Origin of the sequence: Neobacillus vireti, assembly GCF_036962465.1 — a bacterium.
Classification (GTDB): domain Bacteria; phylum Bacillota; class Bacilli; order Bacillales; family Cytobacillaceae; genus Neobacillus; species Neobacillus vireti_B.
The window spans coordinates 13,457-37,312 of record NZ_JBALNF010000011.1 but is presented as its reverse complement, the minus strand read 5'-3'; the positions used below and the strand labels follow the sequence as shown (position 1 = coordinate 37,312).

Annotated in this window: 31 protein-coding genes and 1 tRNA gene; 15 read left to right on the top strand and 17 right to left on the bottom strand. The window is 37.9% G+C overall.

The window, feature by feature from the left end; all coding sequences use genetic code 11:
* Positions 1–17: 17 nt before the first annotated feature.
* Positions 18–263 (bottom strand): TIGR04540 family protein, encoded by a 246-nt coding sequence (locus V7077_RS04750; RefSeq protein ID WP_335498916.1) that lies wholly within the window; start codon positions 261–263, stop codon positions 18–20.
* Between the two features lie 283 nt (positions 264–546).
* Between V7077_RS04750 and V7077_RS04745 the strand changes: the two genes are divergently transcribed.
* From V7077_RS04745 to radC, 4 genes are all read left to right on the top strand, one after another.
* Positions 547–747 (top strand): hypothetical protein, encoded by a 201-nt coding sequence (locus tag V7077_RS04745; protein ID WP_335498807.1) that lies wholly within the window; start codon positions 547–549, stop codon positions 745–747.
* A 74-nt stretch (positions 748–821) separates the two neighbouring features.
* Complete coding sequence (locus V7077_RS04740) at positions 822–1,334, top strand: hypothetical protein (RefSeq protein WP_335498806.1); 513 nt, start codon at positions 822–824, stop codon at positions 1,332–1,334.
* Between the two features lie 23 nt (positions 1,335–1,357).
* Complete coding sequence (locus V7077_RS04735) at positions 1,358–2,113, top strand: hypothetical protein (RefSeq protein WP_335498804.1); 756 nt, start codon at positions 1,358–1,360, stop codon at positions 2,111–2,113.
* Between the two features lie 205 nt (positions 2,114–2,318).
* On the top strand, positions 2,319–2,924 hold the full coding sequence (gene radC, locus V7077_RS04730; protein ID WP_335498802.1) for a RadC family protein: 606 nt from the start codon (positions 2,319–2,321) through the stop codon (positions 2,922–2,924).
* A gap of 409 nt (positions 2,925–3,333) precedes the next feature.
* On the opposite strand, the gene V7077_RS04725 is transcribed toward radC, so the two are convergent.
* From V7077_RS04725 to V7077_RS04715, 3 genes are all read right to left on the bottom strand, one after another.
* Complete coding sequence (locus tag V7077_RS04725; protein WP_335498801.1) at positions 3,334–3,471, bottom strand: hypothetical protein; 138 nt, start codon at positions 3,469–3,471, stop codon at positions 3,334–3,336.
* Between the two features lie 128 nt (positions 3,472–3,599).
* Positions 3,600–4,133, bottom strand: coding sequence for a RusA family crossover junction endodeoxyribonuclease (locus V7077_RS04720; protein ID WP_335498798.1), 534 nt, complete (start codon positions 4,131–4,133; stop codon positions 3,600–3,602).
* Positions 4,130–4,948, bottom strand: coding sequence for a hypothetical protein (locus V7077_RS04715; protein ID WP_335498796.1), 819 nt, complete (start codon positions 4,946–4,948; stop codon positions 4,130–4,132). The genes V7077_RS04720 and V7077_RS04715 overlap by 4 nt, the downstream gene beginning before the upstream one ends.
* 145 nt (positions 4,949–5,093) lie before the next feature.
* Between V7077_RS04715 and V7077_RS04710 the strand changes: the two genes are divergently transcribed.
* Together V7077_RS04710 and V7077_RS04705 are read left to right on the top strand one after the other, a co-directional pair.
* On the top strand, positions 5,094–5,279 hold the full coding sequence (locus V7077_RS04710) for a helix-turn-helix domain-containing protein (RefSeq protein WP_335498794.1): 186 nt from the start codon (positions 5,094–5,096) through the stop codon (positions 5,277–5,279).
* Between the two features lie 52 nt (positions 5,280–5,331).
* On the top strand, positions 5,332–6,522 hold the full coding sequence (locus V7077_RS04705) for a tyrosine-type recombinase/integrase (protein WP_335498792.1): 1,191 nt from the start codon (positions 5,332–5,334) through the stop codon (positions 6,520–6,522).
* A 75-nt stretch (positions 6,523–6,597) separates the two neighbouring features.
* Here the strand turns inward: V7077_RS04705 and V7077_RS04700 are convergent.
* Positions 6,598–6,670 (bottom strand) — tRNA-Val (locus V7077_RS04700).
* Between the two features lie 164 nt (positions 6,671–6,834).
* Between V7077_RS04700 and V7077_RS04695 the strand changes: the two genes are divergently transcribed.
* The 5 genes from V7077_RS04695 to V7077_RS04675 all read left to right on the top strand — a co-directional run bounded on the left by V7077_RS04695 (position 6,835) and on the right by V7077_RS04675 (position 11,367).
* Entirely contained in the window at positions 6,835–7,059 is a 225-nt protein-coding gene (locus V7077_RS04695) for a hypothetical protein (RefSeq protein ID WP_335498790.1), read from the top strand.
* 101 nt (positions 7,060–7,160) lie between these two features.
* Positions 7,161–7,883: an alpha/beta hydrolase gene (locus tag V7077_RS04690; RefSeq protein ID WP_335498788.1), complete on the top strand. Its 723-nt coding sequence runs from the start codon at positions 7,161–7,163 to the stop codon at positions 7,881–7,883.
* A gap of 112 nt (positions 7,884–7,995) precedes the next feature.
* Positions 7,996–8,508, top strand: coding sequence for a YjcG family protein (locus tag V7077_RS04685; RefSeq protein ID WP_335498785.1), 513 nt, complete (start codon positions 7,996–7,998; stop codon positions 8,506–8,508).
* A 6-nt stretch (positions 8,509–8,514) separates the two neighbouring features.
* Positions 8,515–8,961 (top strand): GNAT family N-acetyltransferase, encoded by a 447-nt coding sequence (locus V7077_RS04680; RefSeq protein WP_335498782.1) that lies wholly within the window; start codon positions 8,515–8,517, stop codon positions 8,959–8,961.
* A 108-nt stretch (positions 8,962–9,069) separates the two neighbouring features.
* Entirely contained in the window at positions 9,070–11,367 is a 2,298-nt protein-coding gene (locus tag V7077_RS04675) for an ATP-dependent helicase (RefSeq protein ID WP_335498780.1), read from the top strand.
* A 315-nt stretch (positions 11,368–11,682) separates the two neighbouring features.
* On the opposite strand, the gene V7077_RS04670 is transcribed toward V7077_RS04675, so the two are convergent.
* The 8 genes from V7077_RS04670 to V7077_RS04635 form a co-directional block, all read right to left on the bottom strand.
* The gene (locus V7077_RS04670; protein WP_215040267.1) at positions 11,683–11,937 is read right to left on the bottom strand and encodes a stage VI sporulation protein F; all 255 of its coding nucleotides are present in this window, start codon (positions 11,935–11,937) and stop codon (positions 11,683–11,685) included.
* Between the two features lie 141 nt (positions 11,938–12,078).
* Complete coding sequence (locus tag V7077_RS04665) at positions 12,079–12,195, bottom strand: YjcZ family sporulation protein (RefSeq protein WP_098528384.1); 117 nt, start codon at positions 12,193–12,195, stop codon at positions 12,079–12,081.
* A gap of 108 nt (positions 12,196–12,303) precedes the next feature.
* The gene (spoVAE, locus tag V7077_RS04660) at positions 12,304–12,660 is read right to left on the bottom strand and encodes a stage V sporulation protein AE (protein WP_335498774.1); all 357 of its coding nucleotides are present in this window, start codon (positions 12,658–12,660) and stop codon (positions 12,304–12,306) included.
* A gap of 4 nt (positions 12,661–12,664) precedes the next feature.
* Positions 12,665–13,690 carry a stage V sporulation protein AD gene (gene spoVAD / locus V7077_RS04655; RefSeq protein WP_335498772.1) on the bottom strand — a complete coding sequence of 342 codons (1,026 nt, stop codon included), beginning with the start codon at positions 13,688–13,690 and terminating at the stop codon, positions 12,665–12,667.
* Positions 13,691–14,167 carry a stage V sporulation protein AC gene (spoVAC, locus tag V7077_RS04650; RefSeq protein WP_335498768.1) on the bottom strand — a complete coding sequence of 159 codons (477 nt, stop codon included), beginning with the start codon at positions 14,165–14,167 and terminating at the stop codon, positions 13,691–13,693. It lies immediately after the preceding gene.
* A gap of 16 nt (positions 14,168–14,183) precedes the next feature.
* Complete coding sequence (locus tag V7077_RS04645; protein ID WP_335498913.1) at positions 14,184–14,651, bottom strand: YhcN/YlaJ family sporulation lipoprotein; 468 nt, start codon at positions 14,649–14,651, stop codon at positions 14,184–14,186.
* Positions 14,652–14,903: 252 nt separating this feature from the next.
* Positions 14,904–15,668: an enoyl-ACP reductase FabI gene (gene fabI, locus V7077_RS04640; protein WP_420489609.1), complete on the bottom strand. Its 765-nt coding sequence runs from the start codon at positions 15,666–15,668 to the stop codon at positions 14,904–14,906.
* Between the two features lie 108 nt (positions 15,669–15,776).
* Positions 15,777–17,636, bottom strand: coding sequence for a monovalent cation:proton antiporter family protein (locus V7077_RS04635; protein ID WP_335498766.1), 1,860 nt, complete (start codon positions 17,634–17,636; stop codon positions 15,777–15,779).
* 90 nt (positions 17,637–17,726) lie between these two features.
* On the opposite strand from V7077_RS04635, the gene prpE reads away from it, so the two are divergent.
* Complete coding sequence (gene prpE / locus V7077_RS04630; RefSeq protein WP_335498763.1) at positions 17,727–18,467, top strand: bis(5'-nucleosyl)-tetraphosphatase PrpE; 741 nt, start codon at positions 17,727–17,729, stop codon at positions 18,465–18,467.
* A 178-nt stretch (positions 18,468–18,645) separates the two neighbouring features.
* Here prpE and V7077_RS04625 read toward each other — a convergent pair whose 3' ends face one another.
* The 4 genes from V7077_RS04625 to V7077_RS04610 form a co-directional block, all read right to left on the bottom strand.
* A complete protein-coding gene (locus V7077_RS04625; RefSeq protein ID WP_335498760.1) occupies positions 18,646–19,551 on the bottom strand; it encodes an RluA family pseudouridine synthase in 906 nt (301 codons plus the stop codon).
* A 17-nt stretch (positions 19,552–19,568) separates the two neighbouring features.
* Complete coding sequence (locus tag V7077_RS04620; protein WP_215040253.1) at positions 19,569–20,363, bottom strand: NAD kinase; 795 nt, start codon at positions 20,361–20,363, stop codon at positions 19,569–19,571.
* A 50-nt stretch (positions 20,364–20,413) separates the two neighbouring features.
* Positions 20,414–21,052: a GTP pyrophosphokinase gene (locus V7077_RS04615; protein WP_335498755.1), complete on the bottom strand. Its 639-nt coding sequence runs from the start codon at positions 21,050–21,052 to the stop codon at positions 20,414–20,416.
* Positions 21,053–21,118: 66 nt separating this feature from the next.
* The gene (locus V7077_RS04610; protein ID WP_335498751.1) at positions 21,119–21,487 is read right to left on the bottom strand and encodes a hypothetical protein; all 369 of its coding nucleotides are present in this window, start codon (positions 21,485–21,487) and stop codon (positions 21,119–21,121) included.
* Between the two features lie 156 nt (positions 21,488–21,643).
* Here V7077_RS04610 and V7077_RS04605 point away from each other — a divergent pair, with 156 nt between their 5' ends.
* The 3 genes from V7077_RS04605 to V7077_RS04595 all read left to right on the top strand — a co-directional run bounded on the left by V7077_RS04605 (position 21,644) and on the right by V7077_RS04595 (position 23,632).
* Complete coding sequence (locus V7077_RS04605; RefSeq protein ID WP_335498748.1) at positions 21,644–22,228, top strand: CYTH domain-containing protein; 585 nt, start codon at positions 21,644–21,646, stop codon at positions 22,226–22,228.
* Between the two features lie 131 nt (positions 22,229–22,359).
* Positions 22,360–22,770 carry a globin gene (locus V7077_RS04600; RefSeq protein WP_335498907.1) on the top strand — a complete coding sequence of 137 codons (411 nt, stop codon included), beginning with the start codon at positions 22,360–22,362 and terminating at the stop codon, positions 22,768–22,770.
* A complete protein-coding gene (locus V7077_RS04595; RefSeq protein WP_335498744.1) occupies positions 22,754–23,632 on the top strand; it encodes a ClpXP adapter SpxH family protein in 879 nt (292 codons plus the stop codon). Before V7077_RS04600 ends, V7077_RS04595 begins: the two co-directional genes overlap by 17 nt.
* The last annotated feature ends 224 nt before the right edge of the window (positions 23,633–23,856 follow it).

Here is a 23,856-nt window from a genome sequence, read left to right as displayed (position 1 = left end):
CAAATCCTTCCTTACCCCTATTTGCCTATAAGTTTGTTCATTGTTAAGATCTGTGCAACTACTTCCAGTCTCCTTTTTCCACATTGTTGCTTTAAAACAGTAGTGAAATCATTGCCCTTTAACAACTTTTTTGAATTATTCAAGTAAATATCCGAAACATTTTTTATTAGTACTTCCTCATTTATTTTGCTTTCCCAATAAGCATCTAGAATTTCATTCAAAGAATTTGCAAGCTCTCTCTGTGTTTTATAGAAAAGTTTCACTTCCAAAAATACCACCTCAAAAATTACTCAACTCTTACTATAATCTTATTTTATTCTTATTGATTTGTTTTTACAAATACTAACAAGAACTTTATAAGGAAAAAAATCACACAAAATTTTTCTCTCTACCACCATTAAATATACGAAAGGGGTACCCTACCGTTTCATGCCCCATCCCTTTTTTAAAGCCGTTATTTATCCACTTGGATAGATAGCGGTTTTTTGCTTTACAGAGAAGATACGCGCGGTGAGAGGAGCGCATTTAAGAAAGGAGGAAAATTATATGGATGAATTACTAGCACGTGTCCTTATTAAGGCAAAGGAAATGACCAAATGGGTGCCTATCAAGTATTTAGTTATGCACCGACCTCATTCAATCGATCTTTTAAAACTTGAAGATGATGGATTAATACTTGTTAAACGTCGATCACCAGATGGAATTCTAATTATGCTTACTTTAAAGGGTTATCACTATTTCAAATAATGAAGGGTAGTGAATCTTTTTATCTTTTGTTCTATCAATAAAAAAGATCATCAATCATTAGGAGGATTTAAAAAATGAGGAAAAACATGTGGGAAGATTATTGGACTCAATATGAACGGTTTAATGGTAAAAATATTTCACTTACAGAAGCACAGATGATTCACCAGGAACTTCTTAAGCAGCATGAAGAAATCGCACAAGAAATAGTAGGTTCAATTGATCGAAATGACTATGTTAAGTTGTCTCTTTTAATCACAAGGAGAAAGAGAGTAAAAACTGCACTAAATGAGCTTTTATCTTTGTATGCAGATGAACTAAGTTCTGTACAGTCCTTTAGAGATCAAATTTCCACTGGTTTAAGAGACTGCGCGCAAATGATCGAAGAAAAAGGTGAAGAGCTTTTACTCGATCTTGGCGATACATTAGATATGTTAAATCAATCTGCTCATACTAAGGCGTCAAAAGCACTTGACTACACTTCGAAAGTTTTCAGTCGTAGTAATCAGTTACACCATAAAGCAGCTCTTTTTGTAGTGAAACAGACTTCTACTAGCCTTACAAAGCTTGCAGACATTATCAAGAAATAATTATGAAGGGATGACGCCAACACATGAAAGATGAAAAGAACACTAAAAGGAAGGTTGTACCATTTATCTTTAACCATCCAAATCCATCTTCACTTCCTAATTTAGTAGTTTCATTGTCGGAATCAAAGGAACGAATTGAACAGTTAAAAGAATTCGTACAGGAGGTAATGGTAAGAGGCGTTGATTATGGCTTGGTGGCTGGATTCTCCAAACCAACTCTATTAAAGCCTGGTGCTGAGAAATTGTGTGATGTGTTTGGATTTTCAAAGGCGGTTGCAGTTGTTAATCGAATTGAACATTGGGAAACCGGCATCTTTGCCTATGAGGTGAAGATGACTCTTACAAGAAAAGAAAATGGTGTTATTGAAGCTGAGGGACTTGGTTCATGCAATAGTAAAGAGGCAGCATTCCATGGTCAAGATCCGTTTACCATTGTTAACACTGTTCTGAAGATGGCAAAGAAGCGGGCGTTGATCGATGCTGTGTTGTCAGCAACGCGAGCAAGTGGATTGTTTACGCAAGATATTGAGGATTTTCCTAAAAGGGCAGTAAATAAAAGTAGCGATGATAAGGTATCCAAACGACAGCTACAAACAATATTTCAAATTGTTTCTGAGGTTAAAATACATCATGAAACAGCAAAGGAAATGATGCGATCAACGTATCACGTAAATCACAGTACACAACTTACTAAAAAGCAGGCATCAGACTTCATCCAGGAACTTCTCTTATTAAAACAAGCCTTTGAGGAGGTGAAAGATATTGATATGTCAAAATAATGAGTTTTAATCTGCCCATAAATTGCATTTGCGGTTTATGGGTTTTTTATTGCAAAAAAAGATGAGCTCATCTGCCAATGAACTCATCTTCGAATTAACATTTCTAAACCAATTGTAAATGAAAACAAGATTTAACTCAACCGCAGGGACGTTGATCGTCTCTCCTTTTTTATTTCAAAATCAACTACTAATGGAGGAATTAATAATGAATACATTCGATAAAATGACTTTTAAACTCTTGCTTGCTACTACAATCCGTGAGAAAGAAGACGGTTACGTTGTTAACGAAATCTTCAGCCGCTTTCCTTCCATACAAGAACTACTTGAAGTTACAGAGGAAGAACTTCTTCAAATTAACGGTATCGGCAAAGTAAAGGCAAAACAAATCGTCGCAGCATTAAAACTTGCACGTATGAATCCAACTCCTGTTGAAAATCGTTTTACAATCCGCTCTCCTGAAGATGCATATAATTATTTAAAAGATATGGCGTATCTTACACAAGAGCATTTCATTGTTTTAGGCCTCAATACAAAAAATGAAGTACAATTTCGTGAAACAGTCTTCATCGGCTCATTAAATGCATCGATCGTCCATCCACGTGAGTGCTTTAAGCATTTGATTCGTCGTAGTTGCGCAAGTGCTATCGTTGCCCATAATCATCCAAGTGGGCAGCCAGATCCAAGCCGGGAAGACATAGAGGTGACGAATCGTCTTTCAGAAGCCGGAAAAATAATGGGCTGTGAAATCCTCGATCATATTATTGTAGGTGCTGAAAAATTTGTTTCATTAAAAGAAAAGGGATACCTATAAACCTTAAAATTAAAGAAGAGGAGAAAGTTTAATTTAGCTTCCTCCCCTTCTTTTTTAATTATATGGGCGAACATTTATGTTTTTTATGAAAATTTCCATCAGTACCACTATCAAAATAAACCAAACCGTTGGTAAATAAGGGATTGAAGTGAAGTATAAAATTGGAGAATAATTATGAAAATGCTGAAAATCTCCTTACTTTGTATATATCCGTTATTTAGTGGAATTGTTACATTGAAATGAGATATTCAAAATTAAATTTATCTGTTTCATTTGTTAGTATTTCTAGTTTTGTATTCCTAAACTTATTAAAAAGATAAATACCATGAACACTCTATCATTAGTTGATACCATGTAATAGAAAATGACCCCGTATCCCTTGCTACTCCTAGATTCTTAGGACATGCAATTATCCCAGCAAGATATTCATCGTAGTGCAGTTATCACCTGTCGTATTGCCATCACGTTTATATAGTCCTATGGAGATTAGTTGATCTTGAACAGGCAGCAATACTTTACGGATGATCGGCATATACATCAAAGCCATATTATCTGCATCGTTTAAGTGGTTCAATGTATCAAAACGCAGATAACAACATACTTTTTTGCCTACACATAATGATTGAAAAGGAGCGAGCACCGTCGTCATTGTACGATGGAGATCAGCCTGGTAATCTAGCTGTTTCTGATTATATGAGCTTTGGCGCCAATATCGTAAGAGATTGGGATTCGTTTTTCGGTTAAGAAAACATCCCCTGACCACGTCAAGATTTGAGATTCTAAGGTGTCTTTTATAATGATCTCGATATGATCTGCAACTATTCTTTGATTCTTTGTTGTGGACGCTTGAACAATAATGTTACGAACTTGACGATCATCCGCAATGACATGTTTATTGCATGCATCCATTATCGCTTTTAAAACATATTCAAGACGGATATTTAGCAACGATTGTTTCGAGCATAAATTGATGATTATATCCACTTCCGTCTGAAACACTTGCAATCCTTGATTACGCATTTGCGAAAGGAACGCATATTGTAGTTTATGTTGAAAAAACATCATTTTCTCGTCCTGCATCACATTTGTGTTTTGAAAATCAGGGCGTTCCCAACTCTTTGGATCATCTTGTATCTTCAAAACAATTAGATCATTATGTAGGCTCGCTGAGATCTCAGCCCCGTTGTGTAAAGTGACTTTATGAATCATATATCCAACCCTCCATTCGTCCTTATTTGAGCATTTTGAAGCTTTAATGACGGTATAATGGTAAACCGAAAAAGGGTGTAATGAATGTCACCTGATTGTGAAGCAACTTTTCCAACATCACCGATGTATTGAAGCTCGTATTCAGCAGCATTTTGGTTCTGACGATAAACACACTTTACCTTCGTCAAAAGCCCTTGTTTCTCAAAAAATGCAATATTATTTGTGAATCTGTTTTCCGTTGTTTGTAAATCAATTAAAATCGACTGATCAATATGTAATTTCCCAGTATTTTTGATATGTAAAATATTTGGATCAATCCCACCAAATACATCAATCCAAAAGTATAAATAAAGTAGACCCAAGGTAAGAATCCTTAAATCTGTCCAATCACTATGATTTGATAATATTGCGCCTTGTAATAATTCTATAGGCATTTCAACATATCCATATCCGCCTTGCTTGAGTATTTGTCTATCCCTTACAATGTGTTCTCTTGAATAATAGGTTTGACCATCAAATAAAGGTAAGAACATTACACGATAAATGTTAGCTCGACCCATTTTATTATTCTCTTTTTTAATAAAGTGATTTGATTCAAGCCATTTAAGTGCACTTTTATATTTACTTTCAGTCATATTTAGCTCTTTACTGGCTTCCTTATATGACTTAAAATATCGACCATTGGGGTTAAATCCCACAACTCTACACATATACAAATACAGTTTTAATCTATACCCAGTTAAATCTTTAAATTTCCTTGTAAAAACAATTCTATCTACCATAAATGTGTTATTAGATACAAGATAATTAGTCATATATCCTCCCGATGAATGGCCAAATGCCATCGAACGCACGTACTCAAATTGTGGATAAATATTACACTATTAGATGATACAATAGAACTATAAAGGAAACTAGTGATTCCTAGAAAATAGAATAATAAACAAGAGGTGAAATCTTTTGACAGAAGTTAATCAATATCAGTCTGCCTTAGATGTGGCGGACATCCAGAACATTTTAGGAATTGGACGAAGACAAGCATATGAGCTTGTAAATTCAGGGCAGTTTCATATTGTCCGGATTGGGAAAAGAATAAAGGTTTCTCGTGATGTTTTTTTTAATTGGTTAAATGGTGGAGAGGAATAAAACCCTCTCCCCCTTTTTTATATAAGATTCAAAACAAAAGGAGATGTTTTTAGTGAATTATTCAGGTTCTGTAAGAAAGGAAGCAAGTAAATGGTATTATGTCATCGAGCTTGGTAAAGATTCAAAGGGTAAGCGTAAGCAAAAGAAGAAGCGTGGATTTAAGACAAAAAAAGAGGCTCAGGCAGCCCTTACAAAAGCATTGCATGAATTGAACTCAGGAATCTATATTGAGCCTTCTAATCAGAAGCTTGGGGAATTTTTAGAGGAATGGCTAAATTATAAGAAGACAAAGATCGCTGACAGCTCTTATTCAACTTACTACATCAATTTAAAAACTCATATACTCCCTGAATTTGAAAATATGCCTTTAGCCAACTTGAAGCCGTTGCATATCCAGCATTTTTACACAATGCTGTTGAATGAGAAAAAATTGCATCATAATACCGTTAGAAAGATTCATACGATGCTCGTTAATGCGTTAGATCGTGCTGTAAAGTTCGATATGGTGGTGAAAAATGCTGCTAAGCTCGTGGATCCTCCAAAAGAATCAAAGGCTGAAATGAAGGTTTGGAGTGTCGATGAAGTTCATTCTTTCTTAGATGCAGCCAAGGACAGTCCCTTCTTTATGGTATATAATATTGCGATTAACACTGGAATGAGACAAGGTGAAATACTAGGCCTTTCATGGGATTGTGTGAATTTCGAGGATAATCTCCTTTCGGTAAAGCAAACACTAGGCCATGACGGTAAGACTTTGAAATCCACAACCAAAACAGCTGCTGGTATGCGTTCCATTGCCATACCAGAAGAGCTTGTCGAAGAACTAAAACGTCATAAGCTTGAACAAAAGAAACAACGTCTCAGATTAGGATCAATTTACACAGATATGAATTTTGTAAATGCATCAGAGGTTGGTACACCCATTAATCCTAGTAACCTTAGAAGGAATTTTAACAGCCTTATAAAAAAGGCGAATGCGGAAAAGATTCGTTTTCACGACCTCCGGCATACTCATGCCACGCTATTATTGCAACAAGGAGTTCATCCTAAGATTGTTTCTGAGCGACTTGGACACGCTGATACACGAATGACACTGGATCGCTATAGTCATCTTCTCCCAAATATGCAACGGGAGACAGCACAAAAATTCGGTGAACTACTGTATAGACGAAAGGATCATCTACCTAATTGTGACCAGAATAAAATTAATGAATCACAATTAGAGTACGTGACCAATTGGTGACCAGATGCCTATATATTGATGGATAGGGAAAGAGGATAAAACAAAAAAGCCCTTGATATCAAGGACTTTTGATGATGACCTGTGAGGGGTTCGAACCCCCGACCTCAACCCTGTCAAGGTTGCGCTCTCCCAGCTGAGCTAACAGATCTCTTATTAACTTACAAATCTAATTATAGTAAAAAAACTAAGAATGTCAATACCATTTTTTCTCCTTACTCACAAAACAAAAACGGAACATTAGTTCCTATTTAACTTGAATAAAGAACAATTGTTCGGTTATAATATAACTATAAACCAAAAGGAGTGATTACCATGGATGGGCTGCTAATCCGTTCAATTGAAGAACACATGCCAATTGAAATGATTTATCTTGCTGAAAACCAAGAACTTTCCCAAAGAAAGCTAATTGTAAAAGAAATAAACGATGACTACATCCGTGCCTATTGCCTGCTTCGCAAACAAATGCGCACGTTTAAGCGAGAAAACATCTTATCGATTATGCCGGAAACCCGTTCTCCTGGATCATACATCCATTAAATCTACCCTACCCTATCCTCCACAACCATTACCTTTCCTAGAGAATTACTACGTATTTATGATAAAATGCAGTTGTAAAAATGAACTACGGGGGACAATCCATGCAGTATCCAAAAGGCACAATCAAAGAATATAGTTTTTATAGCTCCGAACTACAAGAATCCATGCAGTTACTTATCTATCTACCTGCAAACTACTCACCATTGTACAAATACTCACTGCTAATTGCTCAAGACGGCAGAGATTATTTTCAGCTTGGACGAATCGGGCGATTAGCAGATGAGCTACTTTTTAAACAAGAAATTGAAAATATTATCATTGTTGGGGTACCCTATAAGGATGTAGCGGACCGTCGGCGGAAATATCATCCTAAAGGGGACCAAAACCAGCAATATATCCGTTTTCTTGCCCATGAATTAGTTCCCTTTCTCGATAAGGAATTTCCAACCTATCAGATGGGTTCCACTAGGGCGTTAATCGGTGATTCTCTTGGTGCGACCGTTTCTTTAATGACGGCATTACAATATCCGCATACATTTGGAAAGATATTACTCCAGTCACCATTGGTTGACCAGCACATTTTTAAACTGGTAGAAGACTTTAATGAAGGTCAACTTGTTGAGATTTACCATGTAATCGGTAATCAGGAAACGGAAGTCCAAACTACGGACGGGAAAGTACAAGACTTTATAAGTCCAAATAGGTTACTGGCTAAAAAAATACAAGCTAAACCAATTACATACTTTTATGAAGAATTTAATGGTAATCATACATGGACCTATTGGCAGCCTGATTTAAAACGGGCGCTTAAACTGTTTTTTTAAACTCCTATAGAAATTTTAATTTATTTAATGTATTTAGAAAATTTGCTATAATGATTGAAAGCGATTTTATTAATATTTTTCTAAAATAATTTTAATCTTTGGAGGTAACCGCATGAAATTTGGTGTTGTGATTTTCCCATCGAAAAAGCTTCAAGATGTAGTGAATTCTTATCGTAAACGTTACGATCCGCATTATGCTCTTATTCCTCCACACTTAACATTAAAAAGTGCTTTCGAAGCAACAGATGAAAGTGCCAAGAATTTTGCTGATAAACTGCGTAAAATTGCTGAAAAAACTAGCCCATTTTCTTTAAAAACGGCAAAAATCAGTTCCTTCAAACCAGTAAATAATGTAATTTATTTTAAGGTAGAGCCAACGGACGAACTCTTCACCCTACATTCGGAAATTAATCGTGAATTAAATGATGAAAATACAGAATACGCCTTTGTCCCTCATATTACGATTGGCCAAAAGTTGTCAAATGATGAACACTCTGATGTTTATGGGTCACTCCGGATGACAAAAATTGATCATGAAGAAACGATTGACCGCTTCCATTTGCTTTATCAATTAGATAATGGTTCTTGGACCGTTTATGAAACATTTCGTCTTGGAAAGGAATAGTAAAACGTGATAATTAAAGTTGTTGAAAATCAAAAAGAGCTTGAAGATGCTTTCTCTATCAGAAAAATTGTATTCGTACAGGAGCAAAATGTTCCAATCGAGGAGGAAATAGACCAATACGAGGATGACGCCACTCATTTTATTATGTATAGTGATAGCAAAAGTCCCATTGCTGCAGGAAGATTCCGTGTGGTTGAAGGTTATGGAAAAGTCGAGCGGATCTGTGTGGTAAAAGACGCCCGCAAGACCGGAGCTGGCAGATTGATGATGAACGCAATCGAAAACTTTGCCAAAGAACAAGGATTACACAAACTAAAACTACATGCCCAGACCCATGCAATTCCCTTTTATGCTGGACTTGGCTACGAGGTTGTATCAGAGGAATTTTTGGATGCTGGTATTCCTCATAAAACGATGGTCAAACAAATTCCTACAGAAGCACTTGCCGAATAAACGGCAAGTGCTTCTTTTTACTGGATAAATAATCAAATACTTCCCGAAGCCAGCTTGTTTTGTTAAGATAGAACATGTGTTATTTTCTTGAAATAGAGGTTTTAAAATATGAAAACAGCTTTCTATCAACAACAGCTTATCCGACTCTCACAATTGTCTCGAGATCAGTACCAAAAAATATATTTAGCAGGGAAAAATGGAGAACTTGTCTGTCCCACCTGCCATGAAAAAGTAAAATTATTTCTCGGTATCCAGATGGAGCCGCATTTTTTTCATGTCCAATCACCTGAAAAAAAATGCCTTGAACCTGCCCCCATTATAGTTTCGGATGATACGCCACATTATATTGAACGGAATGGTTTTAAAATCCCTCAAGGACGGACCATTACCGAGACACACACAAACCTAGAACTATTCCAACCTGCTAAACCGATTGAACACTCTGTTCCTTATACACCGCCTATGAAAAATATAGAGCAAGAATTGCCGCCCTATTTACGATTACTTGCTGAAAAAGGTGTGGTCCTTGATAAAAGCCAAGTAGAAGCCGTCATCCAAACAGATGGCTCATTACTAGTCCTAGCTGGGGCTGGAAGTGGAAAAACGCGTGTTTTAACAGCAAGGACGGCTTACATGCTTGAGGTGAAACAGGCAGATCCCGGTTCTATTATGCTTGTAACTTTCACCTCCAAGGCCGCTGCAGAAATGAAACATCGCCTACTATCCTATCCAAATATGCAGCAGCGAAAGATCAATCAGCTGGTGACCGGTACCTTCCACAGTATCTTCTATCGTATCTTAATGTTTCATGATTCCGCCAATTGGTCCTCTAATCATTTGCTTAAGAAAGATTGGCAGCGCGATAAAATTCTTAAAGAGGCTGGGAAAGCCCTCCAATTATCTGATAAGGAATTTGCCTATGATTTAGCCCTGCAGCAAATAGGCTTTTGGAAAAACTCCCTTCTCATGCCGAACGATGTCAAACCTACATCTGATTGGGAAGAGAGCGCGCTATTTTTATATAAAAAGTATGAGGAATATAAACAAACAGAAGGATTATTTGATTTTGACGATATGTTAATTGGCTGTTATCAATTATTTATTTCGTCCCCTTCCCTCTTAGAGTATTACCAGGAGAAGTTCCAATACTTCTTAATTGATGAATTTCAAGACATAAACAGGGTTCAATATGAGTTGATTAAACTGTTATCTGAAAAACATAAAAATGTATGTGCGGTCGGTGATGATGACCAGGCCATCTACTCCTTTAGAGGCAGTGACCCAAGTTATCTTTTAGATTTCGAAAAAGACTTTCCTAATGCAAAATTAGTTACACTTGAGCAGAATTATCGCTCTTCACATGAGATTGTCGCTGCTGCAAATCAAATGATTGCTTTAAATAAAAAACGCCGATTAAAACGCATGGAGGCACAATACACCTCTGGTATCCTTCCTCAATTATTTTTTCCTTATGATGAAGAAGAAGAGGCCACGATGATTGTGACCGATATTCAGGAGAGGATTTCCCAAGGTGCAAAACCCGGTGATTTTGCCATCCTTTATCGGACAAATGTCAGCTCCCGCGCCATCTTTGAGAGACTAGCAGCCTCAAACCTGCCTTTTAGGATTGACCAAGATGCCGAAGCATTTTACGATCGATTTATTGTTAGAAGTGCTCTTGCCTTTATGAAGGTCAGTTTAAATGAGGATGACCCGGGTGCCCTCGGTGATCTTTTGCCTTTATTATTTTTAAAACAAACGGTCCTAAAAGATTTAAAGGCCGAGAGCATCCTGAAGGATTGCAGCCTTCTTGAGGCACTTTCTCACTTAAAAACCGCCCACGCTTTTCAAGAGAAAAAATTAAAAAAGGCGGTTACTCTCATCCGCGGACTTAAACATTTAAGCCCATCTGTGGCAATTGAACAGATCGAGAAAGAAATAGGATTTCTTGATTTTCTAAAGAAACGCGGGAATGAATCGAGCAAGCTCGAAAAAGGCTCTGATGATCTAAAGGATCTTAAAGTTGCAGCAAAAAGCTTCACAACAATTGAAGCTTTGTTAGAACACGCGCAGCATATGTCGGCCATGAATAAAGAAATTAAGAATATGAGTAGGCATTTCACTGATGCGATTACGCTTAGTACCATTCACCGGGCAAAAGGGCTGGAATATAAAACCGTCTATTTGATCAGTGCAGTAGACGGCAGTTTACCGCACGATTTTGCTCTTGAATCTTACCGTGCTGGCGATCCTGACCCGCTGGAAGAAGAAAGAAGATTATTTTATGTAGCGATGACAAGGGCAAAAGAGGAGCTGTTAATCTCTATTCCAAGTAACAGACGAGGAAAGAAAGCAAATCGCTCCAGATTTTTAGCTCCCATTAATAAAAAGAGGAAGACCAATTAATTTTTATGTACAGTTTGGTCCTCTTTTACTCTCGGCATTAGCCAGTTTAGATGGTACAAGGATTCTCTTGTACCATTTTCACAAAAAACTTTAATGCTTTAATACTTTATTAACAAATTTCAGCATAATATTAACAAAAATTTGAGGATATTAACAAATTTCAGAGCAATATTAACAAAATTCGGTACGTTATTAACAATTTTCGGGATATATAAACAAATCCCCTAAAACAAAAAAAAGACAGTCGCACTATACGCACGCCTATCCTGATTCCTTAATTCGAACAAACCATACCGCCCGGAAACGGCTTTCTTTTTATTTTTTATTCATCATTTGAGCAATTGTATTAAAATCAAGCTGTTTGCCATCGTTAACAATGGATTTCACAATTTGGTCTTCCATCTCTTTGCTTACCGGTTTATTAGCAATTTGCGATACTCTCTGAATAACATTACGGACTGTTTTCTCATCTTTAAAATTCGCATTTTGTAAAGAATTAGCTAAATCAAAAATATCTTTCATATTAACGCCAGTTTTCTTTTCAATGTTCTTAAAAAATCCATTATCCATGTTTGAATGTCACGCTCCTTCATAAACTACTTTATTCTATGAAGGAGTAAAAAAAAGGTGATGAAATGGGTTGAAAACCCTAACCCACTAAAACAGAAAGGGCTGGCCCTTTTTAGGTCCAGCCCCCTCCATCATTGTTGATTAATAGAAGCTTGCGCCAACAATGATTAAAAGAATGAATAATACTACGATAAGCACGAAAGTGGAACCGTAGCCATAACCGCCGCCGTAGCCGTAGCCGCCATATCCGAAGCACATAGACTGTCACCTCACTTTCGGTAATCTCATTAATAACATATGAAATTACTTAATCATGTGTACTAGGCATGACTCCTAATGGGAAAATTGGCTATAAAAATGAGTATTTCACCCTTTTGGCTTAAAAATTAATGCGCCAATAAACCCAAATATAATGGCTGCAGAAATCCCTGAGCTCGTTACTTGGAACATCCCTGTTAAAACGCCGATAATTCCATGTGCTTGAGCATCCTGGAGTGCCCCATGAACCAAAGAATTTCCAAAGCTGGTAATCGGAATGGTCGCTCCTGCACCGGCAAAATCAACCAGTGGCTCATACAACCCCAATCCATCTAAAACCGCACCAGCCACCACCAGCAAGCTCATCGTATGACCCGGTGTGAGTTTAGCGACATCAAATAATAATTGCCCCACCACACAAATTAACCCGCCTACTACAAAAGCCCAAAAGAACATTGCGAGCATGGACTCACCCCTTTTCTCCATTCATCTCGATTGAGACCGCGTGGGCGATACATGGAATGGAATCTTTTTGCTGAAAGCTAAGCGGGGACAATAATGCTCCTGTAGCAACGACTAATATTCGTTTATATGTCCCCTTTTTCATTTCATTTAGTAAATGTCCGTATAATACAGTTGCCGAACATCCGGCTCCGCTGCCGCCAGCCATTACCGGCTGGTCTTCCTTATACATTAATAAACCACAATCCTGAAACTGTCCTTGTGCCAATTTCAATCCACTTTTATTCAACAATTCAGCCGTAGTATTATGACCTATCCTCCCAAGGTCTCCAGTTACAATCAAATCATAATAAGACGGATCTAATTTGAGGTCTCGAAAGTGCGCGATAATGGTATCCGCTGCTGCAGGCGCCATCGCCCCGCCCATATTAAAAGGGTCAGATAAACCCATATCAATGACTTTTCCAATTGTTGCCGATGTTGTTACCGGATGATCCATACCAGGTTTATTCGTTTCCACAAGAGCTACTCCTGCTCCGGTTATTGTCCATTGTGCAGTAGGTGGTTTCTGCCCGCCATATTCAGTAGGATAACGGAACTGCTTTTCAACAGCGGAATTATGGCTTGATGCCCCAGTTAAAACATAGTTTGCTCCCTGATAATTTACCACAAAGGATGAGAGTGCTAATCCCTCCATGGATGTGGAGCAGGCACCAAACAAACCAAAGTAGGGAATCTGCATTGTCCTTGCAGCAAAGCTTGTGGGAGTTATTTGATTAATCAGGTCACCGGCAAATAAAAACTGAACCTGCTCCTTTTGGATTTTCCCTTTTTTAAGAGCTACCTTAATCGCTTCTTCAAGTAATATTCGGTGGGCTTTTTCGTAAGATTCTTGTCCCATCCATAAATCGTCGTACAGCAAGTCAAAGTCACTTGAGAGGTTACCGTTTGCTTCAAACGGTCCCCCTGTTACCCCTGTTGCTGTAATCATTGGCCGATTGTCAAAAACCCATGATTGCTGCCCCTTTAACAATTACAAAACCCCCCACATCACAAGTAGCGTCTTAATTAATGCAACAACAAATGCCGAAAATACTCCGAATAAAATAACTGAACCTGCAAGTTTAAACATATTTCCACCTACACCGAGTACAAATCCTTCCGTCCGGTGTTCAATAGCTGCAGAGATCACAGAATTACCGAATCCCGTTACCGGTACAGCACTTCCTGCACCAGCAAATTGGCCAATATGATCATAAACTCCAAAGCCTGTTAACAGCATCGAGAAAAAGACCATGGTTGCAACGGTTGGATTTCCTACGTTCTGCTCGGTGAAGTTAAAATAATATATGTAAAAATAACTAACCGCTTGGCCAATCAGGCAAATTAGCCCGCCAACTAAAAATGCCTTAATACAATTTTTTAAAACTGGACGCTTCAGTTCATGCTTTTGTTGAAGGGTTTGATAGTTTTTCTGCTGAGGGGTCATTTTTTTCTGCTTGCTGGCCATTCCGATACATCCTTTCTTACTTCATATCTTCCGTCATTTTCACAATTTCCTCTAAACGTTTTTCAGCCTTGGAATGTGATAACCTACCCGATTTCATTTTTTCATTCAGTCTCACTGCTTCCAGGAAAATCTTATAATCGCTTGATACCGTAAAGTTTTCCTTTGGATGTTCTTCTTCTAACTTCTTATTTAGATTTTTTTCGATTGTCTTCATCTTAAATCGGTGCATATGCTTTACTTTATAGACCACTAATGTATCTTTATCACCTTTGACGACAGCGACATCATACAGCTCCGGTAAAGAACTTACATCTCTTTTAATATCCTCTACCCGATCGTCATTCTTTTTCCTCTCGGTACTAAGCGGGGTCGGGTTTGTCGTTTTCATCAACGCCATTTGGCTTTCTTTAACAGGCTGATTCTGAGTACATGCTGTCAAGAATAACAAACTCGTCCATACAAACAATTGATAGGCAGATTTCATCTTGTTCACTTTCCTTGTCTCGTTAAGTGGTTGAATACTACTTTAGTTTTTTCGAAAACCGGTAAAATTATGACTGAATCCCATGCCACATTAAATAAAAAAACTACCAAAATTACCAGCAGTTTACCATTACTTTTAATTTGGTTCGCCTATAAACTTCTTTAGGCGCTGGAGCTGATGTCGACAGTCCGAAATTTTATATTTCCTAAACGATAAAAAAGCCTGCTAAAAAAGATAGCAGGCTTTGACTTTCTAAAGAATATGGTATCCAGAGTCAACATGGATGTTTTCACCAGTTATGCCGCGAGAAAAATCACTGAAAAGGAATACAGCCGTGTCACCGACTTCTTCTGGAGTTGTCGTTCTCCGTAATGGTGCTTTTGCTTCAATCTCACTTAAAATCGAATTGAATTCTCCAATTGCTTTTGCTGATAAGGTCCGAATCGGGCCCGCTGAGATGGAATTCACACGAATACCATCTTTTCCTAAATCAGCAGCCAAGTAGCGGACACTAGCATCCAATGAGGCCTTTGCAACACCCATAACATTATAATTTGGAATAGCGCGCTCACCGCCTAAGTAGGTTAGCGTGACAATACTTCCCCCTTCAGTCATCAATCCACGTGCTACCTTTGCTACAGCAGTCAACGAATAGGAACTGATATTTTGGGCCAGCAGGAATCCATCTCTTGAAGTATTAGCGAATTCACCTTTTAAATCCTCTGTCTTTGCAAAAGCGATACAGTGTGCTAGACCGTGAATGGTACCTACTGCTTCCTTAATTTCAGCAAAGCAGGTTTCAATTGCTTCGTCACTTGTTACATCGCAAGGAAGCACAAGGGTTCCCTCTGCTTCTAGTGAGTCAGCTAACTCACGAACACTACTTTCAATTCTTTCTCCAGCATATGTAAAAATTAATCGTGCGCCTGCAGTATGAAGCGAACGGGCAATGCCCCAAGCGATACTGCGTTTATTAGCTACACCCATCACAACAAAAGTTTTTCCAGAAAGATTCATATTTATAAAGTCCTCCTACTATAATTACATGATATTAGTACTTGGTACTAATTTTACACTAATTCACTATAAATGAAAAGGTTCGGTTACTATTCTTCCCAAAACTCTTTAGCGCGTCTCACAAAATTCCAATTCCCGTTTCAATTCCACTACATACTCCTTTGACCCAGTGACAATTAATCGATCATCTAGTTCCAACTCTGTATCACCATGTGGGACAATAGAATCCTTTCCTCTAAAAATCCGAACAAAAATCACGTCACCTGTAAACGGAAATCGCCGCAAAGGCATTCCACTAAAATGGCTGTTTACCATCCTGATTTCGTATAAGCCTGTCTCTTGATTCGTTAAGATATTCATAACGGTTGGAGATTCGATCAAGGCACGGAGCAGTGTTTTCGTCGACATAAACGAAGAGAACACTTCAATATTTTGAGCACGAAGGGTTTGTTCCAACTCGATGCTCTCAATTCGGGCTATGACCCTGGAAACTCCATGTTCCTTGGCTTCAAGTGACAAACTTGCATTTAATTTCTCATCCCCAGTAGAAACGACTACAATGTCTGATTTGAAAGCATTTGTTTTAGAAATAGACTCACTCGAATAGTCGATGATTTCGACAATTTCAAAGAGTGAATCAGCAATTTGTTTATTTGATTTTTCCATTTTTGTATGATATAGAATCGGATCATACAGGCCTGACTTTAATTCTTGCGATAAAGATAGCGTTACCTGGTTTGCCCCTAATAATGCCACACTTACCTTTTTACTCGCTGCCGCCTCCATTGGGAAAAGTTTTTTGAAAACAATCGGTGTAAAAATTGATGTTATCACAGCCACCAAAATTAAAGTACCACTCATTTGTGAGGTTATGACTTCCATTCTTTCCCCAATCGTTGCCGCAGCGATCACAAGCGAAAGAGTAGAGGTTAGCAAAAAGCCGGAAGATAGAACTGTTTTGGTATCATACCAAATTTTTAATAGGTACACTGGCACAATCTTTGATAACAACAGCCCGATTAATAAAAGCGGTATGAGCAGAAGGAGCTTCTTTTCGCTAAAAAGTGACCAAACATCTAGATTTACCCCGACCATCACGAAAAAAATAGGGATTAAAAAGCCATAACCAAAGGAGTCCAGCTTATGGACCAGTTCTTGGTTTGGGGATAGTAAGGAAACTAATACACCTGCTAAAAAAGCTCCCAGAATATTCTCCGCTCCGACTGTCTCCGATAACCCTACCAATACAATAATCAGTGTAAAAACTGCCCTAGTACCAATTTGCACAGTTCCCGTCGATAATGTTTCAATAAAGGTACGTGTTTTAAATTTCTTACCAATAACATAAAGAACAATTCCAGCTCCAAATAAGATCAAGAGCAGCCATGTATTTCCATGCCCTGCCTCATTTATGGAAACAAAAACGGCTAATAAAATCATGGTTACTAAATCTGCTAGGACCGCAACAAGCAAGATAATTTGCCCAATAACTGTTTTCATTAAATGGGCCTCTTTTAAGGTTGGTACTACTACTCCTAGAGAAATGGTTGAGATAATTAAGGTCATTAAAAAGGCATTGTGAATAAATCCTGCTAAAACAAATAAATAAGAGAGAATTAAGGAAAATATAAAAATTCCGGCAAAAATGGCCGTTGCTGCTACAAAGGTATTGGGTTCCCTTTTTCCATTCGCCAGTATTTCCCTTTTTTTGCTGCCGCTGAAAGCTGTAAAATCAATTTCCAGTCCGCTTAAAAACATAAGGAAAATGAAGCCAAGGGTCGAAAGAGTGGATAGCCAGACATCTTGATGGACAATATCAAAGCCGGTTTTTCCAATAATCAGACCCATAATAATTTCAGCAACCACCACGGGTATAATATTCAATTTAAATCGATGGAGGATAATTGGCGTTAAAAATGCGGTTGTCACAACAATAAGCAAAGAAAGAACAGAAACATGTTGTTCCATTATGTTACCACCTTTCAAACCTAGATTTCTTTCTTATAAAAGAAAACGATTAAACTAAAGATAAAATACGAACTAAAAGGGGGAAATCCTATGAAAATTGATATAATCGGTGACATTCATGGTTGCTTTGATGAGTTTAAAGTCTTAACCTCACAACTCGGTTATAGTTGGGAGACTGGGCTGCCCGTTCATCACAACGGGAGGAAGCTGGGCTTTGTCGGTGACTTAACTGACAGAGGCCCAAAATCCCTCCAGGTTATTGACACCATTTGGCAGCTCGTCGTAAAACAGCAAAACGCCCATTACACACCAGGTAATCATTGCAATAAGCTCTACCGCTATTTTCTAGGCAATAAAGTACAGGTGACGCACGGACTTGAAACCACAGTGGCAGAATATGAATCATTATATAAAAAAGAGCAGGATTCCATTCGAAAAAAATTTATCGAGCTTTATGAAAAAGCCCCACTTTATTTAGTATTAGACAATGGTAAGCTTGTTATCGCCCATGCTGGAATTAAAAAAGAATATATTGGTCAAACACATGGAAAAGTAAAAGAATTTGTCCTTTATGGTGATATTACTGGTAAAAAAAATCCGGATGGAACACCCGTTAGGTTGGATTGGGCAAAAAGTTATCATGGCGATGCCTGTATAGTTTATGGTCATACTCCGGTAAAAGAGCCCCGTATTATTAATAATACGTATAACATTGATACAGGAGCTGTGTTTGGCGGTAAATTGACGGCATTACGTTATCCAGAAATGGAATTGGTTTCTGTTCCTTCTACTATGCCATACATTGAAGAAAAATTTAAACAATTTGATTAGAAAAGCGGAAGCACCTTTTAGAGCGTATGGCCTGGAGTTCAACTAAGATTAAGGAAGTAACACGGAGAGCAAAAGCGATTCGATGTTGACCTATTGTAGGGAGACGTGCGATGGGCCCCTAGCCGCCGGGTGCTGGAGCTGGACAATTCTTCTCAAAGCAAGACCAAAAGGCTGACTGCTAATTAAGCTGGTCAGCCTCTAATAAATGAATCATATCTTCTGGCGGAACAGCCGAGAAGGACATTTGCTCTTTATAAAAGGGATGAGGGAATTGAATTTTTTTACAATGAAGGGCTTGCCGTTTGATTAAGGCGGTATCTCCTCCATATAAATCATCTCCGAGCAGCGGATGTCCAAAATAGGACATATGAACTCTTATCTGGTGGGTCCGGCCTGTTTCTAGTCCTAGCTCGATATGAGTAAATGTTGAATACCTCTTTATGACCCGATAATGGGTACACGCATATTGACCATCAGTCCGTACTTCCCGTTCAATAATGCTATCCTGCTTTCTTCCAATCGGTTCAATAATGCTTCCATGATCAGAGACAAGTAAACCTCCCGCAAAAGCTTCATATGTTCGTTTCACTAATCCATTTTGCTGCATTTTACTAAATAAATGATGAACATGGCGGTGCTTGGCAATTAATACAATTCCCGACGTGTCACGGTCCAGTCTTGTGACGATATGGGAAGTGGCTTGTATGCCCTTTCTCTGGTAATAGCCCACAAGTGCATTTGCAAGACTGCCATTCGGATGTTCACGGGAAGGGATTGTATTCATCATTGCCGGTTTGTTTACTACAAGTAAAAAATCATCTTCATACAAAACGGACAACGGGATATCCTCTGCCTTTACTCCCTCACTTGGGATTTCAGCAGGAAAAATGACCGTTAACGAATCACCTTCGTTTAGGCGATATCTTACATTTACTTCCTCATGATTTACAAGAATAAAGCCGCCCTTAAATTTAATGTCCGTTAAAGCGATTCGGGAGATTTCCTTTTGTTTTAAGAATTCCTTTATTGGTTTACCTGCACTGGACTCATCAATGATCCAGTTCAATTTAAAACGTGTTTCCATCAGTAAGGTCCTCCGGCTTAATCAGAGATAAATGAATCATGGACCCTTTTCCAAAATGGAAACGGTCTGAAACGGGCAAAACGGATTTTTTCCTCAGGCACCCTGAATTGAATTGATTTTACATCCTTATGAAGTAACGTCAGGTGATCAATCGTAATTTGAAAATCTGATTTTTTAACTGGCTTAAGCATACAGGTATGATGTGCTGGCAGAATTAGCGGTGAGCCAACTGTCCGAAACACTTTGTTATTAATGGAGGCCATTTCCGCAACTTGTATGGCTGAGATGGACGGATGAATAATTGCGCCGCCAAGCGCTTTATTATAAGCTGTACTTCCAGATGGAGTAGAAACACAAAGGCCATCACCACGGAAACGTTCAAAATGTTGTCCACGAATTTCAACGTCCATGACAAGGGTACCTTCCACACTTTTCACCGTTGATTCATTAAGCGCTAAGTACCGGGATTCTTTTCCGGCATGGGTGTATCGGATAATGACTTCAAGGAGAGGGTATTCTACGACTTGGAAGGGAGTTTTCGCAATAGCGATGACTAGCTTTTCAATTTCATCCGGTATCCAATCTGCGTAGAATCCTAGATGCCCAGTATGTATTCCGACGAAAGCTGTTTTACTTAAACGGCTGCTATAGCGATGGAATGCATAAAGAAGGGTCCCGTCACCGCCAATGGAAACAACAATATCAGGCTGGTCTTCATCGTAGATAAGGTCAAAATCAAGTAAATATGTCCTCATTTTATGCATTAAGATATTGGACTTTTGATCTCCTTTTGATGTAATCGCAAATTTCATCTTATTTTCTCCTTCAAAATAGGCTTTCAAAAGGAAAACAGGCTTTTACGTTAGTTTTTTTCCTCTTGTGTCAATTCCTTTTTCCGTGTAAAAAATGCTTGTGCTTCCTGAATCTCACCTCGTATTAATGACATTTCCTCGTCTAAACGAAATGCTGCTTCTGCTGCTCTTTGTAATCTCATTTTAATATCGGAAGGAAATACCCCTTTATATTTATAGTTAAGGGAATGTTCGATTGTGGCCCAGAAATTCATCGCCAAAGTCCGAATTTGTATTTCAGCAAGGATTTTCTTTTCCCCATGAATAGTTTGGACGGGATATAGAATGACCACATGGTAAGAGCGGTACCCACTTGTTTTTTCATGAGAGATATAATCTCTTTCTTCAACAATTTCAAGATCATTGCGGTTCCTTAATAGATTAACCACAGTATGTATATCATCAACAAACTGACACATAATCCGCATTCCGGCAATATCCTGCATTTCCTCTTCCAGGCTTTCAAGCGGAATCCCTTTTTGATTCGCTTTATCGAGAATACTGGCTATTGGTTTAACTCGTCCTGTTACAAACTCAATCGGTGAATGAGAAGAATCAAACTCGTATTGCCCCCTCATTCCTTTTAATTTCACCTTTAATTCTGATACAGCCTGCTTATAAGGGGCTAAAAATTGATCCCAGTGCTTCATGGTTCCACCTCGAAAAACAATATCGTTAGAAAGGGGCAAACTTTTACTATTTCGCCTTTATTCAAGCTAAACGGATAAGAAAAATTCCTCAACCTTCGTTACCAATTCATCACCATAGTTACTGTTACCTTTAATATTACTTAGGATATACTCTAATTCGTCATGAAAATTTATAAGTTCAATTTGTTGCTTATTTGATCTAACTAAAACAGATAGCCTTCGCTCATTTGCCGTTTTTAAATAAGACCATAGATCTTCTGATAAAACAATATATGTATAGTCTTCTTGATCTTCCATAAGATAAATAAATGCGCTATTATCCGAATCAACAAGTATTTGTTCACCGGGAATTAACCCGTTAATAGGTTCATTCGTTTCTAAAATTAGCTCTGAATCCGTTAAATCTGCTGTTTGAATTATTATTTTCTTCTTCATGATTTAAACCTCCATCTTTCACCTTCCTATTTTAGCATAATCAGACCATTTCTCCCAAGGATTGCTTTTTTAAAATGCACAAGAATCAGAAACTAGACAACAGCCAAAGTTCATCGGTATGATGAAATCATCTATTTGGTGAAAGGAAGAAATCGGATGTCACAAAATATCGAAATTGAGTTTAAAAACCTGCTCACAAAAGCAGAATATGAAAGAATTTTAGTGGCGTTTAACATAACGGACAATCAGATTTTCACACAGGAGAACTTATACTTTGATACAGCTGATTTTGCGTTAAAGAATATTAAATGTGCATTAAGGATTCGAAAAAAAGGCACAGACTATGTAATGACTCTTAAACAGCCAAGAGAAATTGGGCTTCTTGAAACTAATCAAAGATTAACCATTGAGGAAGCATCTGCAGCTATTCATAATGGCAGTCTGCCAGGGGGACAAATAAAACAATTAATTGAAGAAAATAACATCCCGTTTGCCAAGATTGAATATTTTGGCTCACTGGTCACCAATCGGGCTGAAATTGTCTATGAGAATGGACTGCTCGTTCTTGACCACAGTATTTATCTCCAGCACGAAGATTATGAAATAGAATATGAAGTTAAAGATTATCAGGAAGGCCTAATAAACTTTCATGCCCTTCTAAACCGATTTAAGATCCCAGAACGTCATACCGACAATAAAGTCCAACGCTTTTATAACCAAAAAAATAAACAAACAAAATGAATTAGCCTCAGCTTTTTTTTATATAAAAAAATATACAGCTTAAAAATCCGTCCTCTCAAGGCAATTCATTTGAGATATGAATTGGGCATTGTTAAAATATGAATACAATATAGATGAAAGGAGTTGTCAACATGATTGATAAAAAGCTTACACCATTCGAAGTAATTGGTGAAGATACATTACACCGTCTTGTCGACACTTTCTATAGCCTTGTTGCACAACATCCTGACCTTGCGCCCATATTTCCAAATCAATTCTCAGAAATTGCCCGGAAACAAAAGCAGTTTTTAACCCAATATTTAGGAGGTCCTCCTCTCTATACAGAAGAACATGGTCACCCGATGATGCGAGCACGTCATTTGCCATTTCCAGTTACCCCCACCCGTGCAACGGCTTGGTTGTCCTGTATGAAGAAAGCAATGGATTTCATCGGATTAGAAGGACCGGTAAGGGAAGAATTTTACGCGCGGCTAAACCTTACGGCTCAACATATGATTAACACGCCTGATGATGGTGAGATTATGGGTGAAAATCGTGAATAATTCTTCATCCCCTGTTCCCAAGAATCATTTCAGAGGCAATGAAAAAAAGCCAATCGAAATTTATATGTTTATTGATCCGTTATGTCCCGAATGCTGGGCATTAGAGCCGATTCTCAAAAAACTTAAAATTGAATACGGCCGGTACTTTTCCATAAAACATGTATTAAGTGGCCGATTAGCAAATTTAAATTTGAGTAAAAAGAAGAATTATGAGAATATCGCTCAAGTTTGGGAAAAAACAGGCAGCAGATCAGGAATGTCATGTGATGGTACACTTTGGCTGGAGAATCCGATTGATAATCCTTACATTGTTTCAATTGCGATTAAAGCTGCAGAATTACAGGGTAGACGAGCGGGATTACGTTTCTTCCGCAAAATTCAGGAAATGTTATTTTTAGAAAAACAGAACCCTTCAAACCTTGAGGTATTAAAGAAATGTGCGGATCATTCTGGTTTAGATGTCGAGGAATTCATGAAAGATATTCATTCCGACAGCGCGGCCAAAGCCTTTCAATGTGATTTAAAAATAACTTCTGAAATGGATGTAAATGAAATTCCAACCCTCGTATTTTTTAATGAAAATATTGAGGATGAAGGAATTAAAATTACCGGTTCGTACCCCTATGAGGTATATGTACAAATTCTAGAAGAGATGCTTTCTGAAAGCCCTGAAAAATCTCCACCACCGCCACTAGAAGCTTTTCTTAAATTTTTTAAGCTTGTTGCTTCTAAAGAAATTGCTGTTGTTTATAATATGTCTATTTCGCAAATTGAACGGGAAATGAAGAAGCTTTTGTTGAAACAGGTGGTTGAGCAAATACCGGCAAAATACGGTACCTTTTGGCGATATATTGATGAATAGACAAATGTCATCACAATGATTGACATTTGTTTTTTTTACATTAATCTCGTCTGTTCAATTCCCCTCCAGATGCTTCAATCAACAGAGTAAGTAAAATTTATTCATCAATCACCTTCTAGTTCAGCCTCAGAGCTGTTCTTAAGGTCTTTACTTATATCCATTGGAAACGAAAATGCCTTGCAGCTTTACGGCTGCAAGGCATTTTTCTATTATTACGAACAAAG